Genomic DNA, 13759 nt, shown 5'->3' with positions numbered 1-13759 from the left:
TTTAATGATTATGTCCTGCATGTGGATCTATTTCTGTTTTTTCAACAGCTGGAAGTTGGTTAAAATCTACTTTTTGCTCAGGTTTTTCCAAGTTAACTTTATTAAAATCTATGTCAAATAGTTTGGCATAATATAAATCTAAAGCTACATATAAGGCTAAGTTTTTATCGGCTAACGCATTTCTGTATTTGCTAACTAAAGCTGGTCCAAAAAGTTTAGGAGCCATACTGTTTGTAGATATAAGTGCATTTAAAGTGGTTTTTAAATTACTGTCTTTTATATTGTTTGCAATACAACTTAAGGTAGTACTATTATAATTTAAGTGACTTTTAGTGTTAGCGGCATCCCACAGATCATCTTCATTTTTTAAGGCCTCAAATATTTCAACAGTGTGTTTTGAAATAATGTCTTCTAGTTTTAATTTTCCAAAAACAGAATTTCGTATAATTTGTGAGTAAGCTTGATCTAATCTACGGTTTTGTTTGCCTTTGTTAAAATGATTTGTAATATCATCTTCAAAACTATAAAGTGCTTCGTTTAATAATTTAGCATTAACACCTTCACATTCAAAGGCAACAGGTTTGTCGGCATATTTAAAGTTTGAAAATGGACTTTCTTTTTTACAGCTAAAAGCAATAAAAAATAATAAAAAAGTAAGAAGCGTAATTTTTGAGTTCATTTTAATTTTCATTTTTTAATCGTTTTTGTTCTAAATGTTCTGATAATCTTTTTTCTATTATAGGTTCTATTAATGTTTTTCTTGTTTTGGTTTTAACAAAAGGATAAAGTTCTAACTCGTTTTTCATTTTATCATTTTTGTTTGGGTGTTTATTGGAACCCAACAAAACTTCGTTACCTTTATCAAAATCATATTGCTCTTTTATGGCACTTTCTTTAATTTTTCTCTGAATAGTCCCTGTTTTTAGCTGCTTTAAAAAACCGCCATTGGCTTCAATGTTTTTAAATAACTCTAAAGCATTTTTTGAAAGTTGATGGGTTAAATTTTCAATATAATATGAACCGTCTGAAGGGTTATTAACTTTGTTAAAATAACTTTCGTGTTTTAAGACTAAAAGTTGATTTCTTGCAATGCGTTCTCCAAATTCATTCGTTTTATGGTAAAAAAAATCATAAGGTAAATTACAAATTGTATTGGAGCCTCCTAGAATTGCACTCATACATTCTGTTGTGGTGCGCAACATGTTTGTATTATAATCGTAAAGTGTTTTGTTTCGTTTTGTTGGAGTAACAATAATTTCGCAATCTGGATTTGCATTGTATTCCAAGGCTAAAGTATTCCAAAGCTTTCGTAAAGCCTTTAATTTTGCTATTTCAAAAAAATAATTTGTTCCAACTGAAATACGAAATGTGACGCTAAGTGATTTTAAATTAAGGTCTTCGTTTTCTGAAATATTCAAATATTCATTGGCATGAGCTAAAGCATAAGCTAATTGCTGAGTTATGTTAGCGCCTGCATTTTGGTAAAGTGAAGCATTTATACTACACGATGCTGAGTTTTTTATAATAGATTTAAATGTTTTAAAATCCGTTTTTAAATTTTCAAACCAGTTACCAGTTTTAGCTAAATGCCCAATAATATCTGTTTGAATCTTAGCTTTTGGAGCGATTTCGTGTATTTTTTTAATAAAATCTTCTGAAAGAAATTGCAGTTCAAAATATAAAATCGTGGTGTTAAGATTGATTTTTTTAATTAAGCTTTCAATTGAAATGTTTTCCGATGGAATAATAAATTTAATGCTTTCAGCACCTCGCTCAAGAACATCAATAGCTTTTAAATTTGATTTATTAACATCAGCAACAAATATAGATTGGCAAATTTTCCAGTGTTTAGTTTTTGTATTAGAAATATCAATGGGTTTTTCGAAATCATCACCATGATAAAAGGGTTTTACATCAATATCCTCATTAGTTTTCCAAATAAGTGTATTGTTGTAATCAGCACCTTTTAAATCGAACTGTATTTTTTGTTTCCATTGTTTTGCAGAAACAGCGTCAAACTCATCAAACAAATTATTACTCATTTTTTTTTTGTTTTTAAGCTATCTTCATACTCAATAATGTAAATTTCTTCATTATCACGTTTCATGTAATATTCTTCTCTTGCAAATTTCTCTAAACCTTCCTCTGTGCTAATTTTTTTTAAATCTATTTTGTCTTTTTCTATTTCTTTTTTATAGTACTCTTTTTCGTTGTTTAAATCTTCAACTTCAGTATTTAATTCATGGTGAATAAGCCAAGAATTGGCATCAAAAAACAACATCCAAACCGCAAATACAACTAATATAAGTATGAATATATTTTTAAAAGGTTTTAAATATTTGTTTTTTTGAAGTGCCATGTTATAATTTTTCTGTTATTATAGTTTTAACTATATCTATAGCAACTGTATTGTGTTTGTTGTTAGGGATTATAATATCTGCATATTCTTTCATAGGTTCAATAAACTGGTTATGCATCGGTTTTAACGTGGTTTGATATCTATTTAAGACTTCATCTAAGTCTCTTCCTCTCTCTGATATGTCGCGTTTTAAACGCCTTATTAAGCGTTCATCACTATCTGCATGAACAAAAATTTTAATATCAAACATATCTCTTAATTCAGGGTTTGTAAGGATTAAAATACCCTCTATAATCATTACTTTTCGAGGGTTTGTTAATAAAGTTTCACCAGTTCTATTATGTTTTACAAAAGAATATACGGGTTGGTGTATGGCTTTGTTGTTTTTTAAATCTTTTACATGTTCTGCTAATAATTCGAAATCGATACTTCGCGGGTGGTCAAAATTAATTTTCACTCGTTCATCATAAGATAAGTGAGAAGTATCTTTGTAATATGAGTCCTGTGATATTACACCAACTTCACCTTCCGGGAGTTCATTAAGTATTTGGTTTACAACAGTAGTTTTACCACAACCTGTTCCACCTGCAATCCCAATAATTAGCATAACTATTAATTTTGGCTTTAATTAAACAAATTTAAGATTAATTTTTGCAAAAATTTTATTGAGAAATAATAATTTAAAAAACTAAAAAAAGAGTTTAAAAATGATTTTTAATGTAAAAGAAAACTCTATATTTGCATCCCGTTACAGATAACCATAAATCGGGGTGTAGCGTAGCCCGGTTATCGCGCCGCGTTTGGGACGCGGAGGTCGCAGGTTCGAATCCTGCCACCCCGACAAAAAGTCGAACTTTATAAAGTTCGACTTTTTTTATTTTACAGCTTTTTCTTTTAATTCTTAATAATAACTAAGAGCAATTATTACACTCTCCAATCATTAGTAAGTTAATGGACTCAACTTTATAACCATTTACAGGAGGTAAAGTAAACTTTACGGGTAAACATTCAACTTCTCCACATGTTTTACATTGAAAATGTGGATGCACATCATTATGAGTATCACAACTACAATCTTGACACTTTGCGTACCATTTAAGGCCACCTTTACCCATAAATGAATGTACAATACCATCATCCATAAGCTTGTCTAAAATGCGATATACGGTAGTTTTATTCATTTCAGATTCTAAGGATTTTACCAAATCTACAACCGATATAGCTCTGTTTTCATTATCAAAAATAGCAATCAACGTTTTTACCTGTTTTGTTTGTCTTGTAATGCCCATAACACAAATATATTGCAACTGAGTTGCATTTTAAAAAAATCTAAAGTAATATTGCAACTAGGTTGCATTAAAATTATCTCAATGACTTTTACCATTAATAAATCAGATACAATAGGTATTCTGTCAAGTAGCTTATGTCTTATACATTGTCTCGCCACTCCATTTTTATTTGCAGTTCAAGTTCATGTTATAAAGTGCTGTGAAGCTAAACCTTTGTGGTGGTCTAGTATAGACTTTATTTTCCTAATTATTTCTGCGCTTGCAATATATAAATCTAGTACGACTGTATCAAAAAAATGGATTACAATTACGCTTTTTGCGAGCTGGTTATTACTAGTGTTTATAATAGTGAACGAGAAAGTAGGTTGGTTTAACATTTCAGAAGTCGCTATTTACTTGCCTTCTTTAGGTTTAATATTTTTTCATTGGTATAGCAGTCGGTTTTGTCAATGTAAAAATAAAACATGTTGTGTGAATAAACTCTAAAAAAATGAATAAGGATAATATTGAATTTATTGACGATAATCATATTGCTACAAATTATAGAGATGCATTTGTTAATACAATTAATTACAAATTAAGTCGTAAAAGATTATGCTAAAAGCAAGAGGCTTACCAAAAAATCGTGTGGGCAAACAAATTAGTAATTCAATAAAAACAGCTCATAGCGGTATTGTTATAACCGTTATGGCTTTTGCCTTTTTTATACCAGGTTTCTCCCAAGAAACCTCATTTTTAGGAAAAATAACAGATATAAATGGTGCCCCATTAACAGGAGCTCATGTAAGTTTTATAGCACTAGAAAAAAGTGCCATTACTAGCACAGATGGAAGCTTCAAGGTACAAGGAGTTCCTATTGGCAATCATGTAGTAAATGTTTCTTATATAGGGTATAAATCTATTCAAAGAAAAATTATACTGGAAAAAGGAGCGCCTTTGAAATTGATTTTCAAAATGGAAGAAGAAGTTTCAGCACTTGACGATGTTACTGTAATAGCAAAATCAAAATCCCAAAAATTGAGACAAAGTGTTGCTAGTGTTAGCGTACTAGATACTAAAGAACTTTATACACAGAATAACAATACAAGTGATGTTATTAAACAAGTGTCTGGTATAAATGTACGGCAATCAGGGGGCTTTGGAAGTAATGCAGAGATTTTTATAAATGGAATGTCAGGCAAACAAATTAAATTCTTTTTAGATGGTATTCCTATGGAATATTACGGTTCAGGATTGGGAATCAACATAATTCCCATAAATCTTATGGAACAGATTGAAGTTTACAAAGGTGTTGTTCCTGTTGATTTGGGTGCCGATGCTTTGGGAGGGGGAATCAACATCATCTCTAGAAAAAGTTATACTAATTATCTAGATGTTTCGTATTCGGCAGGTTCTTTCAATACACATAAAGCAAATGTAAATGGCCAGTATGTAAATACTAAGAATAATACCATATTAGGGTTAAATTCATTTTACAATCATTCAGACAACAACTACAAGATTGATATAGAAATTCCCGATGAATTTGGTAATCCAAACCCTGTTACTGTAAAGCGATTTCACGATAAGTTTTCTAATTATATGATGAGTTTATATGCGGGGGTTTATGATAAATCTTATGCAGATAGATTGATAATTAATGCCAGATTTTCTGGGTTAGATGATGAAATACAGCATAACGCTATAATGGCGCAACCTTACGGCGAGGTAACTTATGATGAAAACACGCTTGGGTTTTCAGCATCCTATGAAAAAAGAGCGCTTTTACAAAATTTAGGCGCAAAATGGTATGTAGGCACTAACCTAACCAATGGGCATTTTAAAGATACAAGTTTAAACGCCTACACTTGGGATGGCGAAATTTTCGATACCAGACCTTCGGGAGGGGAGGTATCTTCCTCTGGAAATTCACTACAGCTTACTTCAAAAAATGCTATTAGTAGATTGAATTTAAAATATGATGCTTGGGAAAGAGGACAGTTTACCTTAAATGTTTTTACGTCTTGGTTTCACAGAGTAGGAGAAGACCCTATAGCTGCAGAATTTTATGGAGAAGATTATTTTACCAACCCTACCAAGCTGTTTAAGAATGCCATAGGTTTGGCATACCAACATACTTTTAAAGAAAAAATTACCAGTTATACAGCCATAAAGCACTTTATTTTAGAGGCTGATGGCTATGCCATTGAGAATCTTAATTTTTTACCCAATAAGCAATCCTTATCCAATATTGGAGTGTCCCAATCTTTTAAATACCAAATGTCATCCAAGATGCTGGCAAAAGTATCCTATGAATATGCTACACGTTTGCCCGATGAATTTGAATTGTTTGGTGATTTTATCTTAGTAAGGCCCAACCCATTTTTAAAACCTGAGCAAAGCCATAATATTAATTTGGGCGTGCAATGGAATACTTCAAAACTAAAACTTGAGTTACAATCGTTTTATAGACTTACCGATCATGTAATCTGGTTAAGAACATCACAATTCTTTGCTCAATATCAAAACCTATTGAAATCTTTAACCACTGGTGTTGAAGCAGAAGCAGTATATCACCCCTACAATTTTTTAGATATAAAACTCAATGCCACATATCAAGACTTAAGAAATCGTTCTCCCCAAAATGTAACAGGAGTTGTAGATAACCGATATTTTAATGCGCGATTACCCAATATTCCTTATCTCTTCGGAAATGCAGAAGTACGCTATCAAAAAGGAAATTTTCTAGGAGGTAAAAATAAATTTTCGGCTTGGTGGAATTCCAATTATGTGCATGAATATTTTTTGTTTTGGGATGTCGATGGTAACAAAGATTTAAAAAATACCATTCCCGCTCAGTTTATTCAAAATGTAGGCATATCGTATGCAATACCTAAGAATAATATGTCTATAACCCTAGAAACAACCAATGTTTTTGATGAAAAAGCATTCGACAATTTTAACGTACAACGCCCAGGAAGGGCATTTTATATAACCCTTAGAACTTTTTTAAAATAAATTATAATAATTAAAGTAAGATTAAAAATGAAAAACAAAACAAAAACATCGGTATTAATTAACTTAAAAAGCCTTTTTCTAGGTGTACTGACCCTAGCATTAACAGTAGGTTGCAGTAGTGACGATTCTTCAAATGATGATTCGCCTTCCATGAAAAAAGAAATTAAGTTTGGAATGGCTACCGTTAGTGGTGCATGGCCAAACACCACTACCTATTTACAAGGATTTGAGAATCTTAATTTTTCTACCATTGGAAACGATAAAGCAACAGAACTTACGGGTACCTCAAGTGTTGTTGTAGAAGGGGATTATATGTATGCTAAACCTTTTGGGGCACCAGCAAACCTTGTTAAATATAAGTTTGATGAAAATGGACTTGCCCAAGAAGATAATAAAATTGTAGTACCAGGTGCTAATACGTTTAGTACCATACATTTTAAGGACGAAAATACGGCTTATGCAACAGTTGCTGGAGGAATTTCTAAGCTTATAGTATTTGATCCAACAACAATGCGTATTCAAGATGAGGTTTCTCTTAAAGATGTTACCGATAAATTTCCTGAAGCTAATCGTACTTATTATTTAGATATGGTTGAACGTGACAATAAATTATTTATGACTGTTCATTATGAGAATAATTTTGTGCCAATTAATGATTATGCGTATGTGGCAATTATTAATCTTGAAACTAATACCGTAGAGAAAGTAATTGAAGACCAGAGAACAGGGATGCTTTTTGGCGGACCTACTTCTAATGCAGGAATGATTAAAATGGCCAATGGCGATATTTATGTGCAAGGTAAGGGAACTTCTGATGGTGGAGGAAATGCACCTAGTGGTATAGTAAGAATTAAGAATGGTACTTCTGAATTTGATGCAGACTATTTTCTTAATCTTAGCGAAGCAACAGGTAATATTTGTTATGGGATTTTACATGCAAATGGCAAAACCTATACTGCAAAAGTTGAGGATGAAACTGATTTTTGGGAATTTAGTACGGGTAACCCTCAATTCAAGTATTTTGAAATTGATTTAGAAAATAAAACAAGTTTAGGAGCTGTTGCTGGGTTGCCAACAACTTATGGTACAAGAGGGATGAGTGTTACTTCTTTTAATGATAATGAAGTGGCATTTACTATTGCTACAAATGATGAAAATGCACTTTATGAGTTAAACGCCGGTGCTAACACTCCAACAAAAATGTTTACATCAACAGGAGGGTATATCACAGGGTTTAAAAGTTTGGATTAAGATGCTTAAAACAAATGGTTTAACAAAAAAATACGGAGCGTTCACAGCATTGAACGCTCTTGATTTAGAAATTAAAGAAGGCGACATTTTTTGCCTTTTAGGAGCTAATGGCGCAGGAAAATCTACAACCATAAACTTGTTTTTAAATTTTATAGAACCTACTAGTGGTAGTGCAACTATAAATGGTATAGACGTTACTAAGCATCCGTTAGAAACGAAACAAATTCTATCCTACATCCCAGAAAACCTAATGCTTTACCCGAATTTGACAGGTTTAGAGAACTTAGATTTTTTCTGTGGATTGGGTGGTAAAAATTATGCTAAAGCGGAGTTGGGGGTATTACTTGAGCAGTCAGGTTTGCAAATAGATTTTATAAATAAAAGGGTGCAAAACTACTCTAAGGGCATGCGGCAAAAAGTGGGTATTGCTTTGGCAAGAGCTCGTGAGGCAAAAGTATTATTGTTGGATGAGCCAACATCAGGTTTAGATCCTAAAGCAAGTAATGAGTTTTCTGAACTTTTGTTAGAAATGAAAGCTAAAGGAGTAGCTACGTTAATGGCAACTCATGACCTTTTTAGAGCAAAAGATACGGGCACCCATATTGGTATTATGAAAGAAGGTGTACTAGTTGAAAAGTTTGAATCCAAAGACGTTAATTTTCAAGATTTGGAAAAATTATATCTAAAGCATATGCATAATTAATTCATGTTGGTGTTTTGCAAAGCACTAAAGAAAAGTATAAAGATGAAAACTTACATTCTTATTGCTAAAAAAGAAATAAAAATTGCCCTTAGAGAAAAATTGGTACTCGCACTTTCCAGTATTATACTAGTGCTGTTGGGTATCTCGTTATTCACAGGTGTTATATCATATCAGCAGCAACAGAAGGCTATTACCAAAGCTCAAGATGAAAAGCGTAAAGAATGGCTAGAGCAGGGAGATAAGCATCCACATATTGCAGCACATTTTGGAACTTTTATTTTTAAGCCTAAAACGGTATTAAGTTTATTTGATTTTGGATTGGATACTTATACAGGGACTTCTGTTTATTTAGAGGCGCATTATCAGCATCAATTTATGTTTAGACCTGCGCAAGACCATAACAGTATGATTCGGTTTGGTGAGTTAAGTTCTGCTCTAGTACTACAAATTTTAATGCCGTTGCTTATTATTTTTTTAGCCTATGCATCTTTCACAAAAGAAAAAGAAAGAGGCACATTACGGTTGTTAAACAGTCAAGGTGTAACATTAACCAGTATTGCTTGGGGAAAGGTTATGGCGTACTTTATAATACTGCTCACTATTTTAACACCATTTATATTGGGTATTTTATTACTGTCTTATTGGCTAAAAACCCCAGATACAATTACGGATTTAGGGATGCGTATTGGGTTGCTAGGTACTACCTATATGGCCTATATTTTTTTGTTTGTTGTATTGTCTGTATTGGTGTCATTAAAGTCATCTGTAAGTAGGAATGCCTTGTTAACCTTACTTACCTGTTGGATACTGTTTACTATTATTATTCCTAAAACCATGGCCAATTTTGGAGAGAGTTTATACCCATTGCCTTCAATGAAAATCTATAAAGAAGGTATTTTAAAGGATAAGGAAAATGGATTGGACGGAAAAACACCAAAGGCTGTAAGAATGGCGAAATTGGAAAAGGAACTTTTAAAGAAATACAAGGTAGATTCCGTACAACAACTCCCTTTTAATTTTGAAGGTGTAAGCATGCAGGCAGGAGAAGAATATGGAGATAAGGTGTACGATGTACATTGGGGTAGACTTTTAAATATTTTCAATAAACAGAATAAATTAGGAAGTTACGTAAGCCTATTTAACCCTTACATGGCATTGCGAAATATATCTATGGGGCTTAGTGCCACAGATTTAAGTGCCTCAGTAGATTTTCAAAAAAAAGTAGAAAATTACCGTAGAATCTTCATAAAAAAAATGAATAATGATATGGCGCAAAACTCTAATTATGGGGAATTTTATGAATATAGCGTTGGATTGGATATGTGGAAATCGGTAGAAGATTTTAAATACAAAACGCCTTCAATTTATAGCACTTTAAAGAAATATGTATTGGAATTTGTTTCTCTTTTTAGTTGGATAATATTGCTCATTCTATTACTGAATTACATAACCCGTAAAACAAAGCTAAACAATGGATAAAATAACCAAAACAATTATACGCTATGAATGGAGGTCTTTTGTGCGTAATAAATTTCAGTTATTGCTTTTGGCAATTATTTTTATTTTTGGAATGTACGCTATTTATTATGGCGCATCTGTAGTGAATGTGCAGAAAAAAACCATTTCTGATGTTCAAAAAATAGAAGAAGATGAGTTTTATCAATATCAAATAAGCTTTGATGAAGAACTAAACTCGGTTGATGCAAAAAGAAAAAGAGACATTGCATCAAACCCTTCTTATGCTTGGTTTAGGCATGGATATCATGCCGTGCTTCCTCCACATAACTATGCAGCACTTGCCATAGGTCAGCGCGATTTGCACCCTTACTACCATCGTTTAACAGGAATGAGTTTGTATTATCAGCTTTTTGAAAACGAAATTGCCAACCCTGTTAAACTGTATGTTGGTAATTTTGACTTGTCATTTGTCATCATCTATCTTTTTCCATTACTTGTCATAGCCTTTGCTTTTGGACTTTATTCTATAGAAAAGGAAAGCGGTGTACTTGCATTTTTAAGAATTCAATCCATTAGTATTAGAAAAATAGTAGTAACAAGATTACTGTTTTATTTTATGCTTATTACTGGTTTAGCACTCCTTATTTCTTTAATAGGACTACTTGTTTTAAGCAATATATTTTCTAACGAAAACTTTTTAGCGGCTGTGGCTTGGTTAGCAGGAGTTATTTTATACAGTGCCTTTTGGTTTAGCTTGATGTTTTTAATTATTAGTTTTTTTAAAAGTTCAGCATTCAATGCCATTTGTGCTGCAGGATGTTGGTTGCTATTTTTATTGGTTATACCTGCTGTATTAAATGTTTGGATGATAAGTAAATACCCTATTGATACCACCCATTTAGCAGAGCTTACCCGTAGAACAGGTTTGGAAAATGAAAATGATGAAAAGGAACAAACAGAGGTGCTCTCCGAATTTTTGGAACACAACCCGAAATACAAGGCTAGTGATAGCTTGTTTAACAATAATCGTTACGCTAAAGTTTATGCAGCCTTTACTGCTTTAAAAGATAGCCATAGCAAAAAAGATGTTGATGCGTATAATAGCCAAATCGGTAAAAGAAATAAATGGGTTAACCAATTTCTTTGGATAAATCCTGCAGTAAATATGCAAGATGCTTTTACATTGATTTCAAAGACTGATTTAAATACTTTTTTGAACTATCAATCTGCATTGACTAAATTTCATAAAGATATCACTTCGTTTTATTATGATAGACTTTTTTGGGATAAATCAATCACTCAAGAGGATTATTCTAAACGTCCAGTTTTTAAAATGAAAGAAAGTAATGAACGATGGAGTATGGTACTATTTAGTTTTCTAAAGATTGCCCTTATCTTGGTACTTATAGGACTAGTAGGTTTTATGAAGATGAAAAATAGTTAATTGGGGAACACCTCTATATTAAGTTGAATGATTATTTATGCTAATATTATATAACGATTTCTAGTTAACAACATTTAAAGGTTTACCATTTAAAAACGCTTTTAAATTTTCGATACTAGTATCCATTAAACGTTGTCTTGCTTCTTTGGGAGCCCAAGCAATGTGTGGCGTAATAATACAGTTTTTTGCATCTAATAAAGGATTAGTTTCTTTCATAGGTTCTTCTGAAATTACGTCAATAGCAGCTCCGGTAATTTTATTCTTATTTAATGCATTAGTTAGATGTTTTTCGTTTACTAAAGGTCCACGAGATGTATTAATCAAAAACGCACTGTTTTTCATTTTTTCAATAGAAGTACTATTTATGATTTCTTCTGTTTCAGGAGTTAACGGGCAATGTAAACTTACAAAGTCAGAGTTTTGAAGTAAATCATCTAATGAAACAAATTTTAAATTACTGGTTTCTAACTCAGGATAAATTGTTCTACTATAAACCAAAATATCCATGCCAAAAGCTTCGGCAAGTTTCGCAGTAGCTTTACCAATTTTTCCAAAACCTACAATACCTAGGGTTTTACTAGCTAATTCAATTAAAGGATAATTCCAAAAGGAAAAGTCTTTACTTTTTACCCAATCCCCTCGCTGAACAGCATTATTATGTGCGCCAATATGATGACATAATTCTAAAATTAATGCCATAGTAAATTGAGCTACGGATTGCGAGCTATAATCTGGGACATTAGTAACTGTAATGTTTCGTGCCTTTGCCGTTTCAATATCAACAACATTGAAACCAGTAGCTAAAACACCAATATATTTTAACGAAGGTGAATTGATTATAGTTTTCTTGTTAATAGGTGTTTTATTGGTAAAAATAATTTCTGCATCGGAGATATTATTCAAAATATCTTCGTTGTTATAAGTCGTTCTGTCAAAAACTGTAACATCTCCAAATGTCTTTAACTCAGTCCAGTTTAAATCTCCAGGGTTTAAGGTGTACCCGTCTAAAACTACTATCTTCATAAGTTTTAAATTTAGGCTAAAGATAGTGCTTATGAAGTAACAATAAATGTTTGAATAGGATTTTAATGGGTTATAGTTTTTAGATATTATGTTATAGACAACTGTTAATAACTTAACTGTAAGGATTCAATCAAAAATTCTACTTTTGTTCATATAAAATTTAAAGAAATTATGTCTGAAAATATAGAAAAAGTAAAATGCTTAATTATAGGTTCTGGGCCAGCAGGTTATACTGCGGCTATTTATGCTGCAAGAGCTAATATGAGTCCTGTATTATATCAAGGTACACAACCAGGTGGGCAATTAACTACAACTAATGAAGTTGAGAATTTTCCAGGATATCCAGAAGGTGTTACAGGGCCAGAAATGATGATGCAATTACAGGCTCAAGCACAACGTTTTGAAACAGATGTGAGAGATGGATGGATTACAAAAGTTGATTTTTCAGGAGATATTCATAAAGCTTGGGTAAATGAAACTAAAGAAATTCATGCGGATACGATTATTATATCAACAGGTGCGTCAGCAAAATATTTGGGTTTAGATTCTGAGCAGAAATATTTAAAACTTGGAGGAGGCGTATCAGCTTGTGCCGTGTGTGATGGATTCTTTTACAGAAATCAAGAAGTCGTGATTGTAGGTGCAGGAGATTCAGCTTGTGAAGAAGCCCATTATTTATCAAAACTTTGTAAAAAAGTAACTATGTTGGTAAGACGTGATGAGTTTAGAGCTTCGAAAATAATGGCAGCTAGAGTTCAAAATACAGAGAATATTGAAATTCTGTTTAATACGGAAACCAATGAGGTTTTAGGTGATGGACAAGTGGTTACGGGTGTTCGTGTTTTTAATAATCAAACTAATGAGAAACATGATATTGAAGCAACAGGTTTCTTTGTTGCTATTGGTCATAAACCAAACACTGATATTTTTAAAGGTTTTTTAAATTTAGATGAAACAGGATATATAATTAATACACCGGGAACATCTAAAACAAACATTGAAGGAGTGTTTGTTTCAGGAGATGCAGCAGATCATGTATACAGGCAAGCAGTAACTGCCGCTGGAACAGGTTGTATGGCAGCTTTAGATGCAGAACGTTATTTAGCCGCAAAAGATTCTACATTTGAAGTGTCTACTTCAAATTATAATTAGTAAAAATTTAAATTGTCTAGTCCTAAATAGTCGATACAGATTATTAAAGGATTAAATTTATTAATTAAAACTGAACAATCATA

13 protein-coding genes and 1 tRNA gene are annotated in these 13759 nt (G+C 32.2%); 8 read left to right on the top strand and 6 right to left on the bottom strand.

What is annotated here, in order from left to right; all coding sequences use genetic code 11:
- Nucleotide 1: 1 nt before the first annotated feature.
- The 4 genes from Q0870_RS10005 to udk are packed head-to-tail and all read right to left on the bottom strand — an operon-like array spanning nt 2 to nt 2966.
- On the bottom strand, nt 2-691 hold the full coding sequence (locus Q0870_RS10005) for a hypothetical protein (RefSeq protein ID WP_298555256.1): 690 nt from the start codon (nt 689-691) through the stop codon (nt 2-4).
- On the bottom strand, nt 681-2042 hold the full coding sequence (locus tag Q0870_RS10000; RefSeq protein ID WP_298555254.1) for a methylmalonyl-CoA mutase subunit beta: 1362 nt from the start codon (nt 2040-2042) through the stop codon (nt 681-683). Before Q0870_RS10000 ends, Q0870_RS10005 begins: the two co-directional genes overlap by 11 nt.
- Entirely contained in the window at nt 2039-2359 is a 321-nt protein-coding gene (locus Q0870_RS09995) for a septum formation initiator family protein (protein ID WP_298555252.1), read from the bottom strand. Before Q0870_RS09995 ends, Q0870_RS10000 begins: the two co-directional genes overlap by 4 nt.
- Before the next feature lies 1 nt (nt 2360).
- Entirely contained in the window at nt 2361-2966 is a 606-nt protein-coding gene (gene udk / locus Q0870_RS09990; protein ID WP_298555250.1) for a uridine kinase, read from the bottom strand.
- 159 nt (nt 2967-3125) lie between these two features.
- On the opposite strand from udk, the gene Q0870_RS09985 reads away from it, so the two are divergent.
- Nucleotides 3126-3200, top strand: a tRNA-Pro gene (locus tag Q0870_RS09985).
- A 70-nt stretch (nt 3201-3270) separates the two neighbouring features.
- Here the strand turns inward: Q0870_RS09985 and Q0870_RS09980 are convergent.
- Nucleotides 3271-3666, bottom strand: coding sequence for a transcriptional repressor (locus tag Q0870_RS09980; protein WP_298555247.1), 396 nt, complete (start codon nt 3664-3666; stop codon nt 3271-3273).
- A 63-nt stretch (nt 3667-3729) separates the two neighbouring features.
- On the opposite strand from Q0870_RS09980, the gene Q0870_RS09975 reads away from it, so the two are divergent.
- The 6 genes from Q0870_RS09975 (at nt 3730) to Q0870_RS09950 (ending at nt 11501) form a co-directional block, all read left to right on the top strand.
- Nucleotides 3730-4134 carry a MerC domain-containing protein gene (locus Q0870_RS09975; RefSeq protein WP_298555246.1) on the top strand — a complete coding sequence of 135 codons (405 nt, stop codon included), beginning with the start codon at nt 3730-3732 and terminating at the stop codon, nt 4132-4134.
- 108 nt (nt 4135-4242) lie between these two features.
- Entirely contained in the window at nt 4243-6645 is a 2403-nt protein-coding gene (locus tag Q0870_RS09970; protein WP_298555245.1) for a TonB-dependent receptor, read from the top strand.
- A 27-nt stretch (nt 6646-6672) separates the two neighbouring features.
- On the top strand, nt 6673-7896 hold the full coding sequence (locus tag Q0870_RS09965) for a DUF4374 domain-containing protein (RefSeq protein ID WP_298555242.1): 1224 nt from the start codon (nt 6673-6675) through the stop codon (nt 7894-7896).
- Between the two features lies 1 nt (nt 7897).
- On the top strand, nt 7898-8599 hold the full coding sequence (locus tag Q0870_RS09960) for an ABC transporter ATP-binding protein (RefSeq protein WP_298555239.1): 702 nt from the start codon (nt 7898-7900) through the stop codon (nt 8597-8599).
- Nucleotides 8600-8641: 42 nt separating this feature from the next.
- A complete protein-coding gene (locus tag Q0870_RS09955) occupies nt 8642-10078 on the top strand; it encodes a DUF3526 domain-containing protein (protein ID WP_298555237.1) in 1437 nt (478 codons plus the stop codon).
- A complete protein-coding gene (locus tag Q0870_RS09950; protein ID WP_298555235.1) occupies nt 10071-11501 on the top strand; it encodes a DUF3526 domain-containing protein in 1431 nt (476 codons plus the stop codon). Before Q0870_RS09955 ends, Q0870_RS09950 begins: the two co-directional genes overlap by 8 nt.
- Before the next feature lie 60 nt (nt 11502-11561).
- Here the strand turns inward: Q0870_RS09950 and Q0870_RS09945 are convergent, their stop codons facing one another.
- Complete coding sequence (locus tag Q0870_RS09945) at nt 11562-12524, bottom strand: D-2-hydroxyacid dehydrogenase (RefSeq protein WP_298555233.1); 963 nt, start codon at nt 12522-12524, stop codon at nt 11562-11564.
- Nucleotides 12525-12695: 171 nt separating this feature from the next.
- Between Q0870_RS09945 and trxB the strand changes: the two genes are divergently transcribed.
- Nucleotides 12696-13676, top strand: coding sequence for a thioredoxin-disulfide reductase (gene trxB / locus Q0870_RS09940; RefSeq protein ID WP_298555231.1), 981 nt, complete (start codon nt 12696-12698; stop codon nt 13674-13676).
- Nucleotides 13677-13759 lie beyond the last annotated feature (83 nt).

Source organism: uncultured Algibacter sp., assembly GCF_947487575.1.
In the GTDB taxonomy this organism is placed as follows: Bacteria; Bacteroidota; Bacteroidia; order Flavobacteriales; family Flavobacteriaceae; genus Algibacter_B.
Note: the sequence above shows the minus strand (reverse complement) of the source record. Positions and strands in the feature narration are given on the sequence as shown.

Coding starts and splice junctions, on each gene's coding strand:
- Q0870_RS10005 (WP_298555256.1), bottom strand. CDS start 691: ATGAAAATTAAAATGAACTCAAAAATTACGCTTCTTACTTTTTTATTA.
- Q0870_RS10000 (WP_298555254.1), bottom strand. CDS start 2,042: ATGAGTAATAATTTGTTTGATGAGTTTGACGCTGTTTCTGCAAAACAA.
- Q0870_RS09995 (WP_298555252.1), bottom strand. CDS start 2,359: ATGGCACTTCAAAAAAACAAATATTTAAAACCTTTTAAAAATATATTC.
- udk (WP_298555250.1), bottom strand. CDS start 2,966: ATGCTAATTATTGGGATTGCAGGTGGAACAGGTTGTGGTAAAACTACT.
- Q0870_RS09975 (WP_298555246.1), top strand. CDS start 3,730: ATGACTTTTACCATTAATAAATCAGATACAATAGGTATTCTGTCAAGT.
- Q0870_RS09970 (WP_298555245.1), top strand. CDS start 4,243: ATGCTAAAAGCAAGAGGCTTACCAAAAAATCGTGTGGGCAAACAAATT.
- Q0870_RS09965 (WP_298555242.1), top strand. CDS start 6,673: ATGAAAAACAAAACAAAAACATCGGTATTAATTAACTTAAAAAGCCTT.
- Q0870_RS09960 (WP_298555239.1), top strand. CDS start 7,898: ATGCTTAAAACAAATGGTTTAACAAAAAAATACGGAGCGTTCACAGCA.
- Q0870_RS09955 (WP_298555237.1), top strand. CDS start 8,642: ATGAAAACTTACATTCTTATTGCTAAAAAAGAAATAAAAATTGCCCTT.
- Q0870_RS09950 (WP_298555235.1), top strand. CDS start 10,071: ATGGATAAAATAACCAAAACAATTATACGCTATGAATGGAGGTCTTTT.
- Q0870_RS09945 (WP_298555233.1), bottom strand. CDS start 12,524: ATGAAGATAGTAGTTTTAGACGGGTACACCTTAAACCCTGGAGATTTA.
- trxB (WP_298555231.1), top strand. CDS start 12,696: ATGTCTGAAAATATAGAAAAAGTAAAATGCTTAATTATAGGTTCTGGG.